Here is a 21,911-nt window from a genome sequence, read left to right as displayed (position 1 = left end):
CGTTTTCCGCTTTTGAAATTTTCCCAATCTTTCCCAAATTTATACTTTGCAGTTCCAAGAATTTTGATTTGTTCATTCCTTGCATCAAATAATTGAATAGTGCGATCGAATATTCCAAAAGTGGCTAATTTTTTGATAATGTCATTATCAATACAGTATATGCAAACAGACAATGCGAATTTAACCTCATAATAATTGGTCTAAGTAATCGGAATTATCATCACTCAAGCAATCCCACTCTAAATATTTTTCTAAGGATTGATTGATAATTTCATTTCCATTTTTAGGGGAATTGAGAAGATTTAGACATTGTATCGCACAAGGAAAATATTTCTTGTTATGCCAAGCATAGTTGAGTGCGATCGCACGAGGATCGATTGTTGAATCGTGAGAACATAATTTAAGAATCTCTTTTTTTAACTGTTCGGCATTTTGGAATGTTCGATCGCCAAAATAGTTATCAAAATTATTAACCAATAAATTCACGGCAAATCTATTGCTCTCAATTTCTTTACAATTGCTTGAATCTAGGTCAATTTTATCATCAATTAAAATACCATTTTTGATATGACCGAGCGCAAGATGACCGAGTTCGTGAGCAAGATGAAAAGCTAACCAAGCATGATACTTTTGCTTGCTACTGAGAACAATCGCAGGGCGATCGTATTGCCATTGAATCATACCTGTTATTTTACCTTCTGGGTAGTTATTAAAATAGACAACAGCAATACCATGTTGCCAGCAATAATTGAGAATACTATCTAAATTAATTTGTGAATTGCATTGAATAATTTCCAAACGAATTTGATTGGGATCTTGCGGAATTGGAATAAAGTCTTTTTGAATTCCAGAAGCAATAACTTCTGCAACTCGTGAGGCTATTTGAGGAGCAATAGAGGGCTGATTAGAATCTTTGTGATTGTAGTATTTTGTCTGCAAAAGTGGCTTAAAGCGAACAGATTCGTCATCTGAAAGTAAACTTTTCAGGTCGAGATTAAGCCGCCTAGCAATATGTCCTGCACCTTCTAAAATAGCGAGTGGCTTATCATTTAATTCATTATTCCACCAACTCGGTAAACCGATTTGGCGAATGTATTCTTGGTTCAGTCCAATTTTTGATAATTTTTGATAGAGAGCCGACATTGTAGGGATATTTGTCATTGGTTTACCCTCCTACTTTTATATTTGCTGAGTGAGATTTTGTATTGGCTTCAATCAAAATCTTTTTTTTCAATAACTGCTTTGCGATTATCTGAATAGGTTAGAGTTATTTTTGATCATTAAGTAATTTTTTTCAGTTAAAATATTCATTAAAATAGAATATTTTAACCTTATTATATCCAATGATTTTAATAAATGCAATACCTATCTCAAAATCAATTGACAATTGACACGAGAAACACTCTCTTTTTTATTCTCACTCAAATCCAGTTAGTGTCAGAGCAAAAATTCATTAATCGCGCTTTGGGTCGAGTAAGATTATGATTGACAGAGATCGCAACGACCACAACACTCAAAATTTTAATACCATGAATAGACGTTTTTTTCTACAGTTAATGGCAACAACTTCAGGTTCTCTTCTTTTAGGAAAAAGTCTGGCCAGTTGTGCGAGAAATCCTCAAATTTCAGCTATGCCTGCAAATTCTTCATTTTTTATGCCCGATGAAGCAGAACCCCATCTCTGTACTTGGATGGCATTTAGTGCCAGTCCGGATATTTGGGGACGCGAATATGCTTCGGGAGTCCAAGATAATCTTGCCAGAATTGCCAAAACGATCGCGCAATATGAACCCGTAAAAATGTTAGTTCGCGAGGAAGATTATGAAATTGCTCGGACTAAATGTGGCGCTGATGTCGAGTTAATCATTCAACCCATTGACGATCTGTGGATGCGAGATACAGGACCTGTTTTTGTTGTCAATGAAGAAGGCGAAAAAGCAGCCGTTGACTTTAATTTTAATGGTTGGGGAAACAAGCAATATCACGATCGCGATGCAAAAGTGGCGCAGTTTGTCGCCCAAAAATCCGGCGTTTCCGTAATTGACACAGAACTCGTTTTTGAAGGTGGGGGTGTTGAGGTAGACGGTCGCGGGACAGCGATTGTGACGGAAAGTTGTATCATTAATGAAAATCGCAATCCCGGCTGGAGTAAAGCCGATTGCGAACGAGAATTAAAAGCATTATTGGGATTGCGTAAAATTATCTGGTTGCCTGGTATTCGCGGGGCTGATATCACCGACGGACATACAGATTTTTATGCTCGTTTTGCCCATCCGGGGACTGTCGTTGCCGGATACGATCCCGATCCTGAATCCCCTGACCATGAAATAACCAAAAAACACCTCGAAATTCTGCGATCGCAAACTGATGCAGAGGGAAATAAACTTAATGTTGTCGTCCTCACAGGACCGACAAAAATCCGAGAAGGATACGAATGGGATGATTTTGCCGCAGGATATATTAACTTTTACGTCCTCAATGGTGCCGTACTCATGCCAGAATTTGGCGATCGCAAGGCGGATCGCAAGGCGAAAGAAACTTTAGAGGAATTATTTAGCGATCGCGACATTGTCTCACTAAATATCGATGAAATTGCTGCGGGAGGGGGTGGCATTCATTGCACGACTCAACAAGAACCTTTAGTTTAAATATCAATAAAGTTCAATATTCTCGGGGAGTTTTTTGTGTTATGATAGATAGTACTCAAAAGCATCTATCCTAATGCCAGTACAAAAGACTGTTTCCTTGATAGAAGCACATTTGCGTTACCGACAAGCGATCTCAGATTTAAGTGCCGCTAAATCTCCCGAACTTTCCCAAATTCTTGCAGTTTTAACGAGTCGGGATGCTGTAGAAATTGCCCGTGAGAACGTATTGGAACTTACAGGCGATCGCCTTGCAGAATTGGTGGCGTTGGACGATCGCTTACGGCAATTAGCAGGGGCGATCGCAACCCATCCCCAACTCCCACAATGTCGCAAAACGCTACAACCTCAAAAAACAGCTTGGTGGTGGTTTCTCGAAGCCCCATCACATCCCTCAGAACCCTCAAAATACGCTAAATTTTTTCAATATGATTGGGTGTGGAATACTCTTACCGTTGCTTGTTTAGTGGGTGCGGGGACTTTTACCACGGATACCATTCAAACCCTGTCCAGTGACAATCTCGATTTGTTGCAAACATTTAGTACCATTAGTCAAGGTGCGGGCTTAGTGCTGATTACTGGTGGCACTTTAACGAACAAAGGGCAAAAAATCATCCAGAACACGCTCTCGGATATTGGCATCAAATCCGAATATCAAGCTGAAGCCACTTTTGTTTTCGCTGCACTTTTACTGGGTGTAACTTATAGTGCTAATGCCTCTATTCCCAGTCTTGGCCAATCTTTTTATCGTCGAGGTCTGGCACACTATAACAACGGTTATGTGGATAAAGCTAGACTCAGTTTTGAAACAGCAGAATCTCTTGCTCCTAATGATGCTCATATTAGTGTGGCTCTGGGAAATGTTTACGCAACTTTTGCCCTGCACAAAGAAGCACAAAAACATTATCTTGAAGCGACTTTGGCAGGTATTCCAGAGGCAATTAATGGTGTGGGACGGATGCAGCTGCGACAGGCAAAAACCTTTGACGATCTCGTTCGTGCAGAAGGGTTATTTCGTTGGGGATTAGCGCAATCCGAGATCGCGCCGGATCTCAGAGGAGCAATGTATGGACATCTGGGATTTGTCCTCATACACCAAGTCGAATTAAGTGATTTGTCAGAACAGGAGATTGAGGCAAAATATACTGAAGCTGAAGAGATATTCAATAAAGCGATCGCGATCGAAAGTGAGATTGATGATGAAATTCCGGGGACAGGAATGAGTTACTGCTACCTTGGTATTTTATACAACAAACAAGAAAAAATAGTTGCGGCAGATAAGGCTTGGCAAGATTGTCAAAATAAAGCGATGCCTTCTAGTTACTCACAATATGAAGATATTGTTGTATATGGTACTCCCGAAATTTCCCAAAATGTGAATACGACTAAAATCATACGATTTGTGCAGACACATCCGGAAAAAGATTCGCAGTAAAGGAGAACAAAAAACATTCTATTTACAGAATCGCTTGGGAATTATCAACAAGCGATCGCGAATTCTTGCGGTTTTAACCAGTCGAGATAAAGAGCGCTTAAAATCGTAGCTAAACAAGAGAATTGCAATTATGCTAAACTAGAAGAATTGCAAATTTTTCAGATTATTGACGATCGCTTTGGAGAGCATGACGCTAACACTAACAGAAATTGCCCGAGAAACTTGCGACGCAGCCCGACATCTTGCGGTTTTATCCACAAAAGATCGCAATGACGCATTAGAAGCGATCGCGGCAGCATTAAAGGCATCTACGGCAGAAATTCAAGCTGCCAATCTTGCCGACTGCGAAATTGCAGAAAAAGAAGGCATTTCTCAGGCGCTATACGCGCGTTTGAAGCTGGGAGAAACGAAATTAAATGCCGCGATCGCTGGGGTCCGAGATGTTGCCAAGTTAGCAGATCCAGTAGGAACTCTTCAAATTCATCGAGAGTTAGATGAGGGGTTAATTCTCAAACGAGTCACTTGTCCTTTAGGGGTATTAGGAATTATTTTTGAGGCGCGTCCCGAGGCATTAATTCAAATTACCAGTTTAGCGATTAAATCTGGCAATGGAGTTATTCTGAAAGGGGGTAAAGAAGCGATCGAATCCTGTCAGATATTAACCAAAATTATTCGCCAAGCCTTAGCAAAAACAGCGATCGATCCGAATGTCGTCCAATTATTAACAACACGAGAAGAAATTCGCGCTTTATTGGCATTAGATGAATATGTAGATTTAATTATTCCTCGCGGTTCTAATTCTTTTGTCCGCTACGTTCAGGATAATACAAGGATTCCAGTTTTGGGTCATGCCGATGGAATTTGTCATTTATATGTCGATCGCGCTGCGGATCTAACGAAAGCCATTCCGATTATTATTGATGCAAAAGTAGGCTATCCGGCAGCTTGTAACGCGATTGAAACATTACTGATTCATGCAGAAATTGCCAAAGATTATTTACCGAAAATTACCGCCGCCTTGCAGGAAAAAGTGGTAAAATTAAAGGGATGCGATCGCGCTTTAAAATTGTTAAATATTGAATCGGCAACCGAGGAAGATTGGCGCACGGAATACAGCGATTTGATTCTGGCGATTAAAATTGTCGATTCGGTAGAAGAAGCGATCGCGCATATTAATCAATATGGCTCAAAACATACCGATGCGATCGTGACAGAAAATGAAGAAACAGCAGCTAAATTCCTGAATCAAGTGGATGCAGCCGGAGTTTATCATAATTGTTCCACTCGTTTTGCTGACGGTTTCCGTTACGGTTTTGGGGCAGAAGTAGGAATTAGCACTCAACAAATGCCTCCAAGAGGTCCAGTCGGATTAGAAGGATTAGTCACCTATAAATATCAAGTTACTGGCAATGGTCATATTGTCGCGACTTACTCCGGGACAAAGGCAAAATCATTCACGCATAAAAACCTTAATAGTTGATAATTGGCGATTAAAAAATGGACTCAATTAAAATAACGGGAATCCGGTCTTATGGTTATACAGGAGCATTACCAGAAGAGCAAGTTTTAGGACAATGGTTTGAGGTTGATTTAATCCTCTGGTTAGATGTTACTAAGGCAGCAAAAAGCGATGATTTACAAGATACTTTTGATTATCGCAAAACCATTAATCTCGTCAAACAGATTGTGAAAATCGAAAAATTCGCCCTCATTGAGAAACTCGCAACAATCATTGTTGAAAAAATTTTAACCTTGGAAAAAATCCAGAAAGTGCAAATTAATTTGACAAAACTAGCTGCACCTATTCCAGATTTTGGCGGTCAAGTTTCAATCTGTTTAACGCGAGAAAAAAGCTGAGATAACTTTAATTTTAACCTCAAGACAACGAGGAAAAAATCATGGCATATAGTGATTTTACACTCAAAAAAGTCAAGTCCGATCTGGGTCTTCAAATTATTGAAAACCGATCGTTATTTTCCTCGACACAGCCTTTAGAAATTAGCGATTATCTGGGGCAAACTTTAAAGCGCAATGTCCCTCTGGCACTTTCTATTAATACAGAAAAAGCGCGATCGGAATTAATAATAATTAATGTTTTGCTCGAGATCAAGGATAAACTTAAGGATAAATTTTCAGAAAATGTGAGCCTTTTCTCCGGGATTGATTTTAATGTCGATCGCGATCGCGGCTTAGTTGGGTTTTGCGATTATATTATTAGTGGTTCGTCAGAACAATTTTATCTCGATAAACCTATCATTACAATTGTAGAGGCGAAGAACGAAAATATTGTTTCCGGTCTCGGTCAATGTGTGGCTGAAATGTATGCCGCTAATCTTTTTAATGAACAAGAAAATGTTAACTTACCGACCATTTATGGCGCAGTAACCACCGGAGATGAATGGAAATTTTTACAACTAGAAAAGCAAACCGTATCAATTGATATTGACTCATATTATATCAGTAGCATTGAGAAAATTATTGGTATCCTCATACAGATGACACAAGTAATAACCAATAACCCAATCACTTTGTCATCATAATATGAATACCATCCCAACTTTCTGGTGGTGGAGTTTCCAGATAACTTTGACAGCGATGAAGGTGCATTAACAAGGGTTTATCTTGAGGACGAAGATCCGCCGCTTGCTGGAAAAATTTTAAGGCTTCGGGAAAATTGCGTTCTAAATAAGATTTGCGTCCCCAATGATATAACTGTAAAAATTGTTCGGTTTGCGGATCGATGCCATCCGATCGCCGGCCTAAGAGTTCGTAAATATCTACGGCTTTACTTTTCCCTTTCACGCGAGTTTTATCTAATTCTCGCACGATTAAGCGATCGCTTCCGCCGCATAATTGATACGTTGATTCGCTTAAAATAATATCGCAATGATATTCTTTGGTTAGACTTTCCAAACGAGAACTCAAGTTGACACCATCCCCAATAACGGTATAATCCATACGTTTATGAGAACCAATATTTCCCGATACCACTTCCCCCGAACTAATGCCAATTCCAAAGCGAAAATGCGGTTGATTTTCTAAGATATGCTGTTCGTTAAACTCTTTTAATCTACGCCGCATATCTAAAGCAGATTGTACGGTCATCCAAGCATGATTTTCTAAAGGTAAAGGTGCGCCAAAGACGGCCATAAGCGCATCACCAATAAACTTATCTAATGTGCCTTGATAATTAAAAACCGACTCAACCATTGTTTCAAAATAACGGTTAAGTAAGGTCACCACTTCTGTTGCTTCCAAGTTTTCGGTCATAGTCGTATAGCCGCGAATATCGGAGAATAAAATCGTGACCTCTTTACGTTCTCCTATCATTAAAGCGTCATCGCCTAACGCCATCACTTGTTCGGCAACACTGGGGTTCATATAACGATAAAGCGTTGATTTAATGCGCTTTTCGTTGCTAATATCTTCGAGAATCACTAAGCCACCGCGCACGTTTCCTTCTGGGTTACTGAGGGGATTTACCGTTAAATTAACACTGCGTTCGATAGGTTGAACTTGTTTGCGATCGCGATACAATCGATCTTGGTCTCGTTGGAGTTCGTTCCAAGGAATATAAATATTGCTATCTACCTCATCTGGAAAAGCAAGTAAAGGCAGAAATTTAGAGGAATTAGGACTATCGGCAATTCCTAGTAGTAATGTTTGTTCGGGAACGTAATGTTTGATTCCCGATTGTAAACTTTTCGTGAGACGATTTTGTAAAGTATCGATCGGGAAGATTTCCCAAACGAGGCGATCGAGAATTTTATACTCCCACATTTGCCGAACCCGATCTTCGTGGAGAAATTCTTCTGGACAGCCTAATAATTTTAAGGCCGCATCATTAATCGTGACGATTTTGCCTTGGAGATCGGTAGAAATAACGGCATCGGAGAGACTTTCTAAAATATCTTTTTGATATTGTTTCTCGGTGAGAACACTTTCAAAAAGTTTGGCATTTTCAAGGGCGATTCCGGCTTGAATATTAAAAGCCTGCATGAATTCTTCATCAGAAGGGGTAAATATTCCTTCTTTTTCTTTATTAATCAATTGCGTAACGGCAATTAATTCTCCACTCGAATTATAAACGGGCATACAAAGAATGCTGCGCGTGCGATATCCCGTTTTCTTATCCGTTGATGGATCGAAGCGATCGTCAAGATAGGCATCGGGGATATTTAACGTTTGCCCACTTTTAGCGACATAACCAGCAATACCGCGATCGGCCCGAATGCGAATTTCGAGGAGTGTCGTTTCGTCTGCGGTGGGAATTTTGCTCCAAAGTTCGTTGGTTTCTTTGCTGAGCATAAATAAGGTACTGCGATCGGCTTTCATCAACCGTCTCGCTTGTTCCATCACTGATTTTAGAGTGGCTTCTAAATCGAGACTTTCTCCTAAACTCGCTGTTGCTTTTAACAGTGCAGACGCACCTCGTTGATTGCGTGCCGCCATGTAAAAAGATTGACAGGTTTCAAGGATAATACCAATCGAATCGGCAAAGTCTTGAAATTGGCGTTCGTCGTCTTGATTAAACGGTTGACGATCGGCTTTATTTAAAAGTTGAACAACGGCAACAACGCGATTGCTGCTACTCGATATGGGCATACATAGGAGAGTTTTGGTGCGATAACCCGGCAGTCCGTCAATTTGGTCGTTGAAGAGAGGATGTTTTTCGGCGTTAACGAGGTTTAATAGCTGACCGGTGACGGCTACTCGTCCGGCAATACCGACATTGAGAGGAAGGCGTAAATTCTTGGACGTATGAGGATCGCCGTGGTTAACTTTTGCCCAAAGTTGATTTTTTTCACTATCCACCAGAAAAACGATCGTGCGATCGGCCTGTAAAATTTGACCGATTTTCAGAGTCAGCGCATCCACGATTTGATCGAGCATCGTTTCTAGCGCTTCGCTGTTGATCGCGTCGATCGCCCGCAAAAATTGCTGGAATTCAGCCGTGATAAAATCCAGCAAACAGATAAACTCGTTGATCGAGAGATCTTTAACGCGGTTGGTCAGGACGCTGGCCCGATTAAATTGAGTGAGTTGGGTTAGCGATGCTAGGATACTCCCAGTATTCGATAGTGGCATAGAATCCCATTTTGGGTTTTGGGCAATGCAAAGGATGAGATCGACAATCTTATCGTTGCTAATCTTAACAATACGGCAAGAATTCCTCTGTGATCTGAAACATTTCCGAGGAGAGGCGATCGCTGCACAAATAAAGAATTTTAGCTCTTGTTTTTCTTTCTCAACAAGAAATTATAGCGTGGAAGAGCGATCGCCTTTGCTGGGACAATATGGCTTTAGTTAAAATTAACCCTGATATAAACCCTGATATAAAGGTTGATAAGTCTCGACAAAATAATTAAAAAATTGGCGTGCGGGTTCGCTTAAGGATGCCAAAATTGAGGGTTCGGAGAAGCACATTAATGGAGGAGTGAAATAACATCGTCCTCCCCAACCATAAATAATATCTAATGTCCGGCGCAGTTTATCAGTGCGATAAGAACCGCGATGAATTCCCCAAGCATGAAAAAGACAAGCATCTCCCGGTTTTAAATGGATTCGCTGGCGATCGGGCATATTGAAGAAACTGGGATTCGTTCCTTTACGAATTTTAAACTCGATTTCTGTATCCCAACGTCGGTGAGAGCCTGGAATGAATTCTAAACAATTGTCATCTAAAAAGGCAACGCGAAAATGAATGCCTGTAAATTGCTGCATTCGGATTTTTTCTAGTTCAATATCCGGTGCGTCAAATTGGCTATCGCGATGCCAATCTCCTTGCCACGATGCAAACTTAGGCTGATAGAAATATTGGGTATTGTGAAAGAGCGGTATTTCTCCAGAAATCTTTTCTAAAATTGTTAAAATGCGAGGACTGGCAATAAATTCAAGTAACTCGATCAGGGGTAAAAAACTATCCTGAAAATATCGTGTTTCTGTCAAATAAGCAATATTGGTAATATCCTTAAATTCGCCACGTGCTTCTCGTTTGGCTCGAATATAATTCAAGACGCGATCGCAGATCCATCTCAATTTTTGGATTTCAATTTCATTAACAAAATTAGGAAAGACAATATAACCATCAGTATTCCACTGAGTTTGGATCTCGTCAAAGTTCATTGTATTCATGGTGGCAATATCAAAGCGAACAACTGAATTTTCCCTGATATAACTGCATTCAAAAAAGAGAGTTCTCTTTTAAAAACTTGATTTAATCGAGCCGCCGCTCTTGACTGTAAAATGTATCTGTTGATACAAAATACAAGAAGAGGAGTGGTATATCCTCTAAAATATAAGATTTACTGACTCGATCGCTATAATTTTTGAGAACTCAGCTATGTAAACTACTAGGTAAACTGTTTTGACAGTTTAGAAAAGGAGAATACAAATTTTCTCGTTTTAGTTTAACACAATCTTTTGGAAATGGTTAGCCGAATTAAATTATAGAAAGCTAAAGTTTTTAGTATTTTATTTGATTTATTTAGCCTAATTATGTAACAATTTATTTTTGAGAAGGTTGCTGAATAAAGATGCAAAAAGATAAGATGTAAAAAAAGATAAAAATAATATCTCAGTGGTTGTTTAATTATTCTTTTATTGTTCAAGTTTTAAACATCTTGACGCAACCGCAAAATTGCTCCTTTGGCAGCTTCATATTGAGGAGGGACGAGGCGCGATCGCAAATTCTCTCCCAACCAAGGTTCGAGGAAAGGGGCGAGACCCCCCAACAAAGCACAAGGAAGCGGTTTGCTCGTTTTAGCTGCCAAGGCTTCGCCAATGCGATCGATCTCTCGTGCTGCTTGCAACATCAGTTCTATTGCAAGAGGGGTTTCTTGTTTTGCCTGTTCGACAACAATGGGAGCAAGTTCTGCAAATTGCGTAGATTTTGCTTGGTTAGCCCAGATAATAAACTGCGTCCAATCTTGCTGAAAATGTGCCAAAATTGCCTCAATCAAAGGGGAATTCTCCCGACGACCATCTTGCCAATGTAACGTTGCTCGGACGGCTTCTAAACCCAGCCATGCCCCGCTTCCTTCATCTCCTTGAGGAAATCCCCAGCCGCTAACCCGAGAGATTTGGCCGTCCTCAATTTGATAGGCAACGACTCCCGTGCCGATCGCGATAACTGCCCCGTTTTTTCCCCCATGCGCCCCCACGCAAGAAATATAGCCATCAGACTCTAAAATTAACTTGCGGAAGGGATGAGGCTGGGCGAGAAATTTCTCACAAGCGGAAGGAACTTGCGTACCCGCCAAACCCGCACAGCAGAAAAAATTGCCAGCGCGGGCATTTAAAGGGATTCCCGTAGGTAAAAGAGCGCGATCGAGGGCATCTTGAATCGATTTCCATGTATTTTCTACCGAGAGGCGAATATTAGAAGTGCCGCTTTTGCCTTCTCCTAAAAGATTGCCGTTTTCGTCTTCAATGCGAACGATCGTTTTTGTTGCGCCCCCATCAACGCCAATAAAAATATTGGGGAGTTTTGCGTTGTCCATAAATCGATCCCGAAACAATTTGCTAGATTTGATGTTTCAATGCTATTTAACAATATCTTGCCATCACCATGAGAAAAACCTTTATTAATACCCTAATCGAATTAGCAGAACGCGATCGCCGCATTGTCTTACTGACTGGCGATCTCGGTTATACGGTCATCGAACCGTTTGCGGAGAAATTTCCCGATCGCTTTTTTAATGTTGGAGTTGCAGAACAGAATATGGTAGGTGTGGCAACAGGTTTAGCCGAGGCTGGGTTTATTCCTTTTCTCTATTCCATTGCGACTTTTGCAGTTTTGCGTCCTTATGAGTTCATCCGCAATGGAGCGATTTTACATCAATTTCCCGTGAGAATTCTTGGGATTGGTGGTGGTTTTGAATATGGTTATGCTGGGATTACTCACCATGCCTTGGAAGATGTAGGCCTGATGCGAATTCAACCCGGAATGACAACGATCGTGCCGGCAGATTGGCAACAAACGCGATCGGCTTTATTACAAACTTGGGATCTACCCGAACCGATTTATTTTCGCTTGGGTAAAGATGATATTAATACAATTTCAGGATTAAATGGTAATTTTGTTTTAGGACAAACACAAATGCTAGGAAAAGGAACAGATTTCTTATTTGTAACAATGGGAAATATTACCCGAGAAGTGAGCCAAGCAAGGGAGATTTTAGAAGCTACAGGATTTTTCGGTCAAGTGATGGTTGTTTCGAGTTTCAATCCTTCTCCAGTTGAAGATCTCGTGAAGATTTTACCGGATTTTGATGTTGCGATCGCGGTAGAAGAACATTATATTTCTGGCGGACTGGGTTCTTTTGTCGCTGAAGTTATCGCAGAAAAACAATTAAACTGTCGCTTGCTGCGCTGTGGAATAAAAACAAAGTCACGTGGAATATCAGGAAACCGAGATTACTTGCTCTCTTTACACGGATTATCGGTAGAATATCTCGTACAAATCGCTCAAAAAGCACTCAATAAAAGCTAGAATCGTTAATTGGAATCATTAGGAGATTGCATGATATAATACAAAGTATTATTGAGATTAGGTATTCGTGATGAGTGCTTTGCTGTTAAACCTAGAAGCCGTTCGCCTATCAGACGATCAATTCTATCAAATCTGTCAAAACAACCGTCAGTTAAACTTTGAACGCACGGCTAAAGGAGAACTCATTATCATGTCACCTGTTGGTGGAGAAAGCGGCAATCGAGAAGCCAATCTAATTATAGATTTAGGAATCTGGAATCGGCAAACTAACCTGGGTTATACTTTCAGTTCCTCGACAATTTTCAAATTACCGAATGGTGCAGATCGCTCTCCTGATGTTGCTTGGATTGAGAAAGAACGTTGGGAAGCACTGACTCCCGAACAAAGACGTAAATTTCCTCCCATTGCTCCTGATTTTGTCATCGAATTAAGGTCAGCAACCGATCCTCTAGCAATGTTGCGATCGAAGATGCAAGAATATATGGATTCAGGGGTTAAATTAGGATGGTTAATTAATCCTCAACAACAACAGGTAGAAATTTATCGCCTAGGACAAGAAATAGAAATCCAAAGTCTCCCGACAAATTTATCAGGTGAGAATTTATTACCCGGATTTATCTTGAATTTATCTCGATATTAAAAAGAGATTCACTCGAACTGTAATGACTGTCTAATTTACCTTCTAATGATTGATTGATGGATAAAATTTTAATTTCAATTATTCTTCCTGTTTATAATCAAGCCGATCATATTGGTGCAATTGTTCAAGAATATGAAGAAGCATTAAAAAATATTCAAAACCCTCATGAACTCATTTTAGTGGTAAATAATTGCCGCGATCGCTCTTTAGAAGTCTGTCAAGCACTGGCAAAACAATATTCATCAATTCGTATTCTTCATAGTGAAGAAGGCGGTTGGGGATTAGCTGTTAAACTGGGAATTGCTGCTGCAAAAGGCGATTTAATTTGTTATACTAACTCTGCAAGAACCAGTGCCAAAGACTTGACATTATTATTGCTTTATGCAGTTGTTTATCCGCAAGTGATTATTAAAGCCAATCGCAAAATCCGCGATAATTGGTTTCGTCGTTTGGGGTCGTTATTATATAACTTAGAATGTCGCACATTATTCGATCTATCTTACTGGGATATCAACGGAACTCCGAAAGTATTTCCTCGACAATGCGATCGCCTTTTCCAATTAACTCGTGATGACGATTTGATCGATGCAGAGTTTAATATTATTTGTCGTCAAGAAGGATATCCAGTGTTAGAAGTGCCGATCTTTTCAAGTTCTCGTCATAGCGGGCGATCGACAACGAATTTACACTCTGCTTTTCAGTTATATTGGGGAGCATTACAAATTTGGCAAAACAGAAAAAACAAGAGTGTTCGGAAAAATGAAAAATAAAGTATTGCATCAACAAACAAGAGTCAATAACCCAGAACACATATGGGAAAAGCATCATCAAGAATGGCGAGATTCTATACAAATTACTTCTCAATGGCAAGAAGCCGTTACAACCGATGTAAAATTGTTACAATATGAAGCCAAAGGGGATTGGTGGAATGTTTTAGAACGATGCAATATTACCCTTTTGATTACGCGAGAATACGAGCATTTATTAATAGGAATGCAGGTGCAGGAAGGACAACCGAGGATAACCTATACGAGAATGCCTCATCCTTCCGGTTTGACCGTGGATCGCGATCGCGGGATCGTGCATATTGCCAGTACCCGAAACCCCAACCAAATTTACGATTTAATGCCCGTCAGCGATACAATTTCTCGTTTGGATATACCGGGAGAAAAACGAGAAGATCGTCCTCTAGTTCCCATGCGATCGCGTTTCTATCCGGGATGCTTATACATTCACGACTTAGCAATGATTGGCGGAAAACTATATGCGAATGCCGTCGGACAGAATGCGATCGCTTTACTTGAAGATAATGGCAGTTATCAGCGCCTTTGGCATCCTCATTGTATCGAAGTTGACACACAGCCCATATTTGGACAAAATCATATTCAACTTAACTCTATTGCGGCCGGAAAAAATCTCGAAACTTCCTATTTTTCTGCATCTTGTGCAGAAATTTCTTCACTGCGTCCCGGGCATCCAGATTTTCCCGTTGATAGACGAGGAGTCATCTTTTCCGGTAAAACAAAAGAGCCAATTGTACGAGGTTTAACTCGTCCTCATTCCGCAAGATTATACGAGAATAAGCTTTGGGTGGATAATAGCGGCTATGGAGAATTTGGCATTGGAGAAGACGGAAAATTTATCTCCGTTGCGAACTTACCCGGATGGACAAGAGGACTTTGTTTTTATGAAAATATTGCTTTTGTAGGAACTTCCCGTGTTATTCCTCGCTTTCGTCAATATGCCCCCGGTTTGGACGTTGAAACAAGTATTTGCGGTTTGCACGCTGTCGATGTACGATCGGGAAACATTTTAGGTAGTTTAATTTGGCCTTATGGCAATCAAATTTTTGCTCTCGACTGGGTAGACTGTCAGTTTAGTTCGGGGTTTCCTTTCTTAGTTGGAGAAGAACGCGATCGCGATCGCGATACCCGTTTATTTTATTCCTTTATCGTTGATTAAAACACGCTCAATTGTCCATTACCTATTACTCAATAAAAATGCAAGAGTTTAAATTCCTAATGCTAGGTGCAATGTACGAAAATGGAGGGAATACCACTCACCGTTTTCTTGATGGACACCCTCAGATGTTTGTTTATCCTTTTGAATCGCAAATTGGGACGCGGTTAGTTAGCGATCGCATAACTTCTCTTTTTCCCGTCAAATATCGCTATCCTGTCTTTTCTCTGAATGCCACATCTTATCAAGATTATAAAGCCATTATCGACGAAGAAGGAAAAGTCAGAGCGAGAACTCCTCATGTGAGTAAATTTCGTCATATGAAATTTGATTTTAACGACGACGAACGCTGTGAAATCTATCAGCAATATATCCAAGAAACCGGGCGATCGCGTGCTAATAACGTCGCGGCTTTCTTTAAAGCTACATTTGATGCCTGGAAAGATTACAAGCGCACGGGAAAAGAGCAGTTTTATGTGGGATATAGTCCTATTTTTGTAGTTGATGCGCCGAAACTCTTAGAAGACTTTCCCAATGGACATATTCTTCATGTAGTTCGCAATCCTTGGTCTGCCTATGCCGATACGAAAAAACGCCCCGTTCCTCATTCTTTAGCTGATTATATGTTAGGATGGACGCTGAATCAATATTATGCTTTGTTGTATCGAGAAAAGTATCGCGATCGCGTGCATATCGTCCGAGCAGAAGATGTTATGAATGACCCGTATAATACATTAGGGGAAGTTTGCGAAAAGTTGGGATTAGAGCGGTCAGAGTCCTTAAAAATACCGAGTTGGAATGGTGAACCTTTAGAGGAAGTTTATCCTTGGGGAACAATCCGCAAAGCCACACCAGAGGCGAATTTAGCAACCGCAAAAGAATTATCGACCGAAGAAATAGAAGAAATTCGTCTGCGAACTCGGCAATATTTGGATGTCTTCAACTATCACGATTTTCTAAGTTAGAGTAGTAAGATAGCCCGTCCCTAATTCCAGAGTAAATATTCCTTGCGAAAAGAAAAAATGAACAAAAAAAAGGTCGAAAATGCTTATCTCCAGCAAGTTCTTGAAGAACAAGAAGAAGTCGATCGCCAACTGAAGAAAAGTCGTGCCAGACTACCTGAAATGTCTGCACCGCAAGCAAAAAAAGCTAAATCCCGTAAAGGAGATTTAGGACAAGAAAAAGGAAGAATGGTCGATTATCGAGTTGTGGGCTGTTTGTGGTGGAAAAGCGTTATCGTTCCACCGAATGTCTATGTCGTTCATACTCGTCGAGGACACACCCAACCCGTTCATATTGGTATGGGAATCTCCTTTGGCTTTAATCCTTTTAAAGATGCTTTTTTAGTGATTCCTTCCGCCGTTCAAACCATTTTGATTAATGCTAAATGTATTTGTCAAGAACGGCAAGGAATACTTGTACAAGCCTATGTTCAATGGATTATTGATGATATCCAAACCGCTTACTGGAAATTAGATTTTTCCGATCCTGATGACCCGATGGAAATTGTGAACGTACAACTGCGAGAACAAGCAGAAGCCGCAATTAAAGATAAAGTTGCGACTTTAAGTATTGATGAAGTTCTCAGCGATAAACAACCTATTATTGAAGAATTAACATATCGTTTGCAAACTGTTGCAGAGGGAAGCAATGAAGACGAAAATGCCCGAGGTTTAGGGTTGAAAATTGTCACCGTCCAAATTAAAGAAGCGATTGTTAGTTCTGCTCAATTGTGGGAAAATTTACAAGTTCCTTTTCGAGCAGATCGAGATAAACTCGCACGTTTGGCAGAACTAGAAAATTCTGGAGAAATTGGCGATCGCGAACGACAAGATCGCCTCGAAAGCGAAACCGCAGAATTGAACGTGCAGAGTGAATTAGAACAGTTACAAGCTACAAAAGAACGAGAAAAATACGATCGTGAATATGCTGAAGAAAATCGTCGCCAACAACTGGAAGAAAATGCCGCACGTCAGAAGATCGTGGAAGAAAATACAACTGCACGAGTCCGCAATGAGGCACAATTAGAATTAGCCTTACAAGAGTTAGAACTAGAACAGCGTCGCTTAGCAGCAGAAATCGAAAAAGTGCGACAACAAATGCAGTTTGATGAAATACAAGCACAACAAATCCGTGCAACCGTATCCACTGAAATCGAAATTTCTCAAATGCGCCATCTGGAAAAAGTCGCCGCAACAGAAAGAGAATTAGAATTAGAACAACAACGACGAAATATTGAGAACGATCTTTCTGAAAGTTATGTTCAAACTCAACTCATTACCCAACTCCCAGAAATTGCCAAGAATCTTCCTGTACCGAAAGAACAAAAGACGACTATTATTACCACAGATGGACAAGATGTGGCAACCAATTCATTGTTAAGTTTTTTAGCCAGCGCCCTCAGTTTAAGTCAAAGTTTCTTTAAAAAAGAAAATTCAGAAACAGAAAGATCGGAATAGAGATCGCACATTAAATGAAAAACCATTAATATAAATATTCAATTATAATGAGCAAAATTCTGGTTACAGGTGGAACGGGTTTTGTCGGTGCAAATTTAACAAGACGACTCCTCCAACAAGGACATGAAATTCATCTTTTTGTGCGTCCCAATTATCAATCTTGGCGTATTAAAGAGATTAAAACCGATTTGCGACTTCATACCGTCAATTTAGAAGATGATGAGGCTGTAAAACAGCGCATCGATCGCATTAAACCCGATCGTATCTTTCATTTAGCCGTACATGGTGCTTACTCGTATCAAAATAATCTTAAGAAAATTATTAATACCAATATTATCGGGACAGTCAACCTCTTACAAGCCTGTGCAAATACAGGTTTTGAGGTCTTTGTCAATACCGGATCTTCTTCAGAATATGGCTATAAGGACTATCCTCCTGCGGAAACAGAATGGTTAGAACCGAATAGTTATTATGCCATTACAAAAGCCTCAGCGACCTTCTTTTGTCGCTATATTGCTCAAAGTCAAAATCTTCGCATTCCTACCTTAAGGCTCTATTCTGTTTATGGATCTTATGAAGAACCTACTCGCTTAATACCGACATTAATCGAACGAGGGTTAAAAGGAGAATTGCCACCATTAGTCAATCCTAAAATTGCCCGCGATTATGTTTATATTGATGATGTTATTGAAGCTTATTTATTAGCTGCAATGATGGATACTTCTGAATTGGGTGCCGTGTTTAATGTCGGGACGGGAATACAAACAAGTTTGCGAGATGTCGTGGAAATTGTGCGAAGAGTTCTTAAAATTAAAGCAAAGCCTCAATGGGGAGCGATGCCCGATCGCCACTGGGATACTACCACTTGGGTCGCAGATAATCGCAAGATTCAAGTTGAATTAGGCTGGACTCCAGACTATACCTTTGAGGAAGGGTTTAAAAAAATGGTAAATTGGTACAAACAGAAGCAGCAAGAGGCATAAAAAATGGACGGAAATGCGATCGCAAAAATCATTCTCGAACAATCCAAACGCGCCCATGTCGGTCACATTGGTTCTGCCTTATCTATCGCCGATCTTGTTGCTGCACTATACGGAAATATTCTCAAGATTCCCACTCCTGAAGATCGCGATCGCGATCGTTTTATTCTCTCCAAAGGCCATGCTGTACTTGCCGTATATGCTGCTTTTTTTCTCAAAGGATGGATAAGTCAAGAACAACTCAATACTTATTGTACAAACGGCAGTTTATTAGGCGTTCATCCAGAACATGAACTCACGGGAATTGATTTTTCTACCGGTTCTTTAGGACAGGGATTATCTTTAGGAGTTGGTGCTGCATTAGCAGCTAAATTAGATAATTCTGCTCGTCGAATTTTTGTTTTAATCAGTGATGCAGAATGTAATGAAGGTTCAATTTGGGAAGCAATCATGTTTGCCGCACATCATCAATTATCTAATTTAGTTGCTATTATCGATCTCAATGGACAGCAAGCGATTGGTTATACTCAAGATGTTTTAAATTTATCTCCCTTGCGCGATCGCTGGCAAGCTATGGGATGGGATGCACAAGAAATTAATGGACACGATCGCGAAGAAATTATCCAAGGGATAAACCGTATAGAAAGAAATTCAAGAAAACCTCATGTTCTCATTGCTAAGACGGTTTTTGGCAAAGGTGTATCTTACATGGAAAATCAAATTAAATGGCATTATTTTCCTATGTCCGATGAAGAATACCAACAAGCATTACAGGAAATTGCTACATTAGAAGATTAATTGCTACTGCTTATTTTCTAAAGCTAAAACTAATCTATGATTTTTGCATTAAATACCCTATAGGGGGATTGTATTTTGTTGATTCATCCCAAATAATCAGAGCTATCGTGTTAAATTTGTTTCTGGAATGTTCAATCAAAAATTGTTTATCGCGATATTAACGATCGCGATCGCCACTCCTTTTTCTCTTTTCGGGTGTTCGAGTTCTCAGTCTTCCTCAGAAACAAATCCATCAGAAACAACGACGGAAACGGCAACAACAGATGAGAAAGGAACCCTTCAACTTGTCGCTAATGGTGAAGATTTCGTGCGTCAGGGTTTTATCACAAAAGATGGGTGGCAAATCTCCTTCGATCGTGTTTTGGTCGCATTAGCCGATGTAACTGCTTATCAAACCGATCCTCCCTATAATGCTGACTCCGATAAAGCGATCGCGAGTCAAACAAAAATAGTCCTTTTAGAAGGGCAAAAAGTGGTCGATCTCGCTGAAGGTGATACCAATACCGATCTCATTCTTGCGGCAGAAGTTGAAGCAGCTACAGGAATGTATAATGCCTTGACTTGGAAAATCGTTAAAGCTGAAAATGGCGAAATTGAAAGTCAAGCAATTTTACTCAAAGGGCAAGCAGAAAAAGAAGGAAGAATTATTGACTTTGCGATCGCTTTTGATAAAGAGTTAGAATATTCTTGCGGTGAATTTGTTGGCGATGAACGTAAAGGAATTGTTAAGAATTTAGAAACTTCAGAAATTGAAACAACATTCCATTTCGATCATATTTTCGGTGATGCAGAAGTAGCCACCGATGATGATATTAACACAGGTTCCATTGGCTTCGACCCCTTTGCTGCTTTAACTGAAAATAGTCAACTTGATATTGACCTAAACACCCTCAAAGAAAGACTCGATGCGGAAACTTATCAAACCTTAGAATCTGCGATCGTCAGCTTAGGTCATGTGGGTGAAGGACATTGCCGCGAACAATAATTGACGAGAAAAGAAAGGATAAAATAAATTAAGTCTCCCATTTGTAATGACCATGACAAATCACCATGAAATATTGGCTATTATTGTTACCAATAACCCTATTGAGCTGGGCTCGTCCTGCTTTTTCTCACGGTACCGATTTAAAATATCGGCATGTTGAAGCGATGCAGATACAAGCCAATTATGATAGCGGTGAACCGATGACAGATGCGCGAGTGACAGTGTATGCACCTAACGCTCCTGAAACTCCTTGGTTAATAGGAAATACAGATGAGAACGGCTATTTTTTATTTATTCCCGATCGCACTCTTGTTGGAAATTGGGATATTAAAGTTCGCCAGTCCGGTCATGGCAGTATTACAACAATTCCCATAGACGAAATAGAATCGATCGATCTCCATCGAGAATGGTCATCTCAAGGGAGTTATAGTCCCCTCCAAAAAGCTGTTATGGCTGTTATGGGAGTTTGGGGATTTATTGGCACCGCTCTTTATTTTTCTGGTAAAAAAAGGACAAAAACGAATGCACGTACCTGATGGCTTATTACCTCATGTTATTTGTCTCAGTGGCTATGGGTTAATGGGAGGTTTAACTTGGTATTCTCTCCGCCAAATTCAAGGCGATCGCAACTCCACTGAAAATATGCCCAAAGCCTCGTTACTCGCCGCCACATTTTTTGTGGCTTCTTTGATTCATATTCCCATTCCTCCTACTAGCGTTCATTTGGTTTTATGCGGTTTAATGGGAGCAATTTTGGGATATTATGCTTTTCCGGCTATTCTTATCGGTCTCTTTTTTCAAGCCGTCATGTTTCAGCATGGAGGCTTATCAACTTTAGGGGTCAATTCTCTCATTTTTGGACTTCCCGCGATCGCCTCTCATCATTTCTTTTCTTTTGGCAAACAACTGATCGGCAAAAATCCTTTAGCCGGAAAATTTCTCGCGTTTATGACTGGGTTTAGCGGTACAGCCCTCGCTGCTTTTTTCTTTTCTGCGATCGTTGCTTTAAATCTTCCTGCCGATCTCGATCCTTCTACGGAACAAGCCGCAATTTTAGTATTTCTCGTCTCTCATCTCTTTTTAGCTGCGATCGAAGGGGCTTTTATGGTTATGGTGATTTCTTTCTTAGAACGAGTGAAACCTGAATTATTAAAAGGGAATGGGTAAGTAAAATGCGATCGCTCAATCATGTATAATTTAATTAATGTAAATTAATCAACGTAATGTGAAAACTGACAGTATTTTCTATCAACTTTTTCAATCATTCCCCGATATTGTCTTTGAACTCATCAATCTTCCCAGTGAAGCAGCAAATGCCTATCAATTTTCTTCTGTTGAAGTGAAGCAGACCGCTTTTCGTATTGATGGCGTACTTTTACCATCAACTCCTGAATTGCCTATCTATTTTATTGAAGTTCAATTTCAGCCAGACGTACAATTTTATACTCGCTTCTTTACAGAGATTTTTCGGGTCTACCGAACTTAGTATGTAAAACTAAGTTGAGAAAAGGGCATC

The 21,911-nt window shown here is 40.1% G+C and carries 20 protein-coding genes and 1 pseudogene; 17 read left to right on the top strand and 4 right to left on the bottom strand.

The genetic code is table 11. The features are described 5' to 3' along the window. Nucleotides 1-186 precede the first annotated feature (186 nt). Nucleotides 187-1,161: an ImmA/IrrE family metallo-endopeptidase gene (locus AC6RV6_RS17950; RefSeq protein ID WP_500242248.1), complete on the bottom strand. Its 975-nt coding sequence runs from the start codon at nt 1,159-1,161 to the stop codon at nt 187-189. Between the two features lie 368 nt (nt 1,162-1,529). Between AC6RV6_RS17950 and AC6RV6_RS17945 the strand changes: the two genes are divergently transcribed. From AC6RV6_RS17945 to AC6RV6_RS17925, 5 genes are all read left to right on the top strand, one after another. Next, the gene (locus AC6RV6_RS17945) at nt 1,530-2,648 is read left to right on the top strand and encodes an agmatine deiminase family protein (protein WP_500242247.1); all 1,119 of its coding nucleotides are present in this window, start codon (nt 1,530-1,532) and stop codon (nt 2,646-2,648) included. A 73-nt stretch (nt 2,649-2,721) separates the two neighbouring features. After that, on the top strand, nt 2,722-4,080 hold the full coding sequence (locus tag AC6RV6_RS17940) for a tetratricopeptide repeat protein (protein ID WP_500242246.1): 1,359 nt from the start codon (nt 2,722-2,724) through the stop codon (nt 4,078-4,080). Nucleotides 4,081-4,267: 187 nt separating this feature from the next. After that, nucleotides 4,268-5,560 carry a glutamate-5-semialdehyde dehydrogenase gene (locus AC6RV6_RS17935; RefSeq protein ID WP_500242245.1) on the top strand — a complete coding sequence of 431 codons (1,293 nt, stop codon included), beginning with the start codon at nt 4,268-4,270 and terminating at the stop codon, nt 5,558-5,560. 17 nt (nt 5,561-5,577) lie between these two features. Then, nucleotides 5,578-5,937: a dihydroneopterin aldolase gene (gene folB, locus AC6RV6_RS17930; protein WP_500242244.1), complete on the top strand. Its 360-nt coding sequence runs from the start codon at nt 5,578-5,580 to the stop codon at nt 5,935-5,937. 41 nt (nt 5,938-5,978) lie between these two features. Then, nucleotides 5,979-6,620, top strand: coding sequence for a hypothetical protein (locus AC6RV6_RS17925; protein WP_500242243.1), 642 nt, complete (start codon nt 5,979-5,981; stop codon nt 6,618-6,620). On the opposite strand, the gene AC6RV6_RS17920 is transcribed toward AC6RV6_RS17925, so the two are convergent. From AC6RV6_RS17920 to AC6RV6_RS17910, 3 genes are all read right to left on the bottom strand, one after another. Continuing rightward, nucleotides 6,604-9,168 (bottom strand): GAF domain-containing protein, encoded by a 2,565-nt coding sequence (locus tag AC6RV6_RS17920; RefSeq protein ID WP_500242242.1) that lies wholly within the window; start codon nt 9,166-9,168, stop codon nt 6,604-6,606. The genes AC6RV6_RS17925 and AC6RV6_RS17920 overlap by 17 nt on opposite strands. Before the next feature lie 225 nt (nt 9,169-9,393). Then, nucleotides 9,394-10,215: a phytanoyl-CoA dioxygenase family protein gene (locus AC6RV6_RS17915; RefSeq protein ID WP_500242241.1), complete on the bottom strand. Its 822-nt coding sequence runs from the start codon at nt 10,213-10,215 to the stop codon at nt 9,394-9,396. 479 nt (nt 10,216-10,694) lie between these two features. After that, nucleotides 10,695-11,582: a glucosamine kinase nucleotide-binding domain-containing protein gene (locus AC6RV6_RS17910; protein WP_500242240.1), complete on the bottom strand. Its 888-nt coding sequence runs from the start codon at nt 11,580-11,582 to the stop codon at nt 10,695-10,697. Between the two features lie 68 nt (nt 11,583-11,650). Here AC6RV6_RS17910 and AC6RV6_RS17905 point away from each other — a divergent pair, with 68 nt between their 5' ends. The 12 genes and pseudogenes from AC6RV6_RS17905 to AC6RV6_RS17850 form a co-directional block, all read left to right on the top strand. Then, on the top strand, nt 11,651-12,574 hold the full coding sequence (locus AC6RV6_RS17905) for a transketolase family protein (protein ID WP_500242239.1): 924 nt from the start codon (nt 11,651-11,653) through the stop codon (nt 12,572-12,574). 70 nt (nt 12,575-12,644) lie between these two features. Continuing rightward, nucleotides 12,645-13,214, top strand: coding sequence for a Uma2 family endonuclease (locus AC6RV6_RS17900; protein ID WP_500242238.1), 570 nt, complete (start codon nt 12,645-12,647; stop codon nt 13,212-13,214). Nucleotides 13,215-13,270: 56 nt separating this feature from the next. Next, entirely contained in the window at nt 13,271-13,984 is a 714-nt protein-coding gene (locus AC6RV6_RS17895; protein WP_500242237.1) for a glycosyltransferase family 2 protein, read from the top strand. Continuing rightward, a complete protein-coding gene (locus tag AC6RV6_RS17890; protein ID WP_500242236.1) occupies nt 13,974-15,176 on the top strand; it encodes a DUF4915 domain-containing protein in 1,203 nt (400 codons plus the stop codon). The genes AC6RV6_RS17895 and AC6RV6_RS17890 overlap by 11 nt, the downstream gene beginning before the upstream one ends. A gap of 38 nt (nt 15,177-15,214) precedes the next feature. Continuing rightward, complete coding sequence (locus AC6RV6_RS17885; RefSeq protein WP_500242235.1) at nt 15,215-16,138, top strand: sulfotransferase; 924 nt, start codon at nt 15,215-15,217, stop codon at nt 16,136-16,138. Nucleotides 16,139-16,195: 57 nt separating this feature from the next. Further along, nucleotides 16,196-17,632 carry an SPFH domain-containing protein gene (locus tag AC6RV6_RS17880; RefSeq protein ID WP_500242234.1) on the top strand — a complete coding sequence of 479 codons (1,437 nt, stop codon included), beginning with the start codon at nt 16,196-16,198 and terminating at the stop codon, nt 17,630-17,632. Nucleotides 17,633-17,679: 47 nt separating this feature from the next. Beyond that, nucleotides 17,680-18,615: an NAD-dependent epimerase/dehydratase family protein gene (locus AC6RV6_RS17875; RefSeq protein WP_500242233.1), complete on the top strand. Its 936-nt coding sequence runs from the start codon at nt 17,680-17,682 to the stop codon at nt 18,613-18,615. 3 nt (nt 18,616-18,618) lie between these two features. Next, on the top strand, nt 18,619-19,410 hold the full coding sequence (locus AC6RV6_RS17870) for a transketolase (protein WP_500242232.1): 792 nt from the start codon (nt 18,619-18,621) through the stop codon (nt 19,408-19,410). A gap of 127 nt (nt 19,411-19,537) precedes the next feature. Then, nucleotides 19,538-20,395, top strand: coding sequence for a DUF4382 domain-containing protein (locus AC6RV6_RS17865; RefSeq protein ID WP_500242231.1), 858 nt, complete (start codon nt 19,538-19,540; stop codon nt 20,393-20,395). A 65-nt stretch (nt 20,396-20,460) separates the two neighbouring features. Further along, nucleotides 20,461-20,931, top strand: coding sequence for a carboxypeptidase regulatory-like domain-containing protein (locus AC6RV6_RS17860; protein WP_500242230.1), 471 nt, complete (start codon nt 20,461-20,463; stop codon nt 20,929-20,931). After that, nucleotides 20,918-21,562, top strand: coding sequence for a cobalt transporter CbiM (cbiM, locus tag AC6RV6_RS17855; protein ID WP_500242229.1), 645 nt, complete (start codon nt 20,918-20,920; stop codon nt 21,560-21,562). Before AC6RV6_RS17860 ends, cbiM begins: the two co-directional genes overlap by 14 nt. A gap of 58 nt (nt 21,563-21,620) precedes the next feature. Then, nucleotides 21,621-21,863 (top strand): annotated as a pseudogene (locus tag AC6RV6_RS17850) (DUF2887 domain-containing protein); the annotation flags it as partial. Between the last annotated feature and the right edge of the window lie 48 nt (nt 21,864-21,911).

Source organism: Spirulina sp. LEGE 11439, from assembly GCF_059821285.1.
Note: the sequence above shows the minus strand (reverse complement) of the source record. Positions and strands in the feature narration are given on the sequence as shown.

What these genes read in the sequence shown, in the direction of transcription:
- AC6RV6_RS17950 (WP_500242248.1), bottom strand. Translation starts at nt 1,161, where the DNA reads ATGACAAATATCCCTACAATGTCGGCTCTCTATCAAAAATTATCAAAA.
- AC6RV6_RS17945 (WP_500242247.1), top strand. Translation starts at nt 1,530, where the DNA reads ATGAATAGACGTTTTTTTCTACAGTTAATGGCAACAACTTCAGGTTCT.
- AC6RV6_RS17940 (WP_500242246.1), top strand. Translation starts at nt 2,722, where the DNA reads ATGCCAGTACAAAAGACTGTTTCCTTGATAGAAGCACATTTGCGTTAC.
- AC6RV6_RS17935 (WP_500242245.1), top strand. Translation starts at nt 4,268, where the DNA reads ATGACGCTAACACTAACAGAAATTGCCCGAGAAACTTGCGACGCAGCC.
- folB (WP_500242244.1), top strand. Translation starts at nt 5,578, where the DNA reads ATGGACTCAATTAAAATAACGGGAATCCGGTCTTATGGTTATACAGGA.
- AC6RV6_RS17925 (WP_500242243.1), top strand. Translation starts at nt 5,979, where the DNA reads ATGGCATATAGTGATTTTACACTCAAAAAAGTCAAGTCCGATCTGGGT.
- AC6RV6_RS17920 (WP_500242242.1), bottom strand. Translation starts at nt 9,168, where the DNA reads ATGCCACTATCGAATACTGGGAGTATCCTAGCATCGCTAACCCAACTC.
- AC6RV6_RS17915 (WP_500242241.1), bottom strand. Translation starts at nt 10,215, where the DNA reads ATGAATACAATGAACTTTGACGAGATCCAAACTCAGTGGAATACTGAT.
- AC6RV6_RS17910 (WP_500242240.1), bottom strand. Translation starts at nt 11,582, where the DNA reads ATGGACAACGCAAAACTCCCCAATATTTTTATTGGCGTTGATGGGGGC.
- AC6RV6_RS17905 (WP_500242239.1), top strand. Translation starts at nt 11,651, where the DNA reads ATGAGAAAAACCTTTATTAATACCCTAATCGAATTAGCAGAACGCGAT.
- AC6RV6_RS17900 (WP_500242238.1), top strand. Translation starts at nt 12,645, where the DNA reads ATGAGTGCTTTGCTGTTAAACCTAGAAGCCGTTCGCCTATCAGACGAT.
- AC6RV6_RS17895 (WP_500242237.1), top strand. Translation starts at nt 13,271, where the DNA reads ATGGATAAAATTTTAATTTCAATTATTCTTCCTGTTTATAATCAAGCC.
- AC6RV6_RS17890 (WP_500242236.1), top strand. Translation starts at nt 13,974, where the DNA reads ATGAAAAATAAAGTATTGCATCAACAAACAAGAGTCAATAACCCAGAA.
- AC6RV6_RS17885 (WP_500242235.1), top strand. Translation starts at nt 15,215, where the DNA reads ATGCAAGAGTTTAAATTCCTAATGCTAGGTGCAATGTACGAAAATGGA.
- AC6RV6_RS17880 (WP_500242234.1), top strand. Translation starts at nt 16,196, where the DNA reads ATGAACAAAAAAAAGGTCGAAAATGCTTATCTCCAGCAAGTTCTTGAA.
- AC6RV6_RS17875 (WP_500242233.1), top strand. Translation starts at nt 17,680, where the DNA reads ATGAGCAAAATTCTGGTTACAGGTGGAACGGGTTTTGTCGGTGCAAAT.
- AC6RV6_RS17870 (WP_500242232.1), top strand. Translation starts at nt 18,619, where the DNA reads ATGGACGGAAATGCGATCGCAAAAATCATTCTCGAACAATCCAAACGC.
- AC6RV6_RS17865 (WP_500242231.1), top strand. Translation starts at nt 19,538, where the DNA reads ATGTTCAATCAAAAATTGTTTATCGCGATATTAACGATCGCGATCGCC.
- AC6RV6_RS17860 (WP_500242230.1), top strand. Translation starts at nt 20,461, where the DNA reads ATGAAATATTGGCTATTATTGTTACCAATAACCCTATTGAGCTGGGCT.
- cbiM (WP_500242229.1), top strand. Translation starts at nt 20,918, where the DNA reads ATGCACGTACCTGATGGCTTATTACCTCATGTTATTTGTCTCAGTGGC.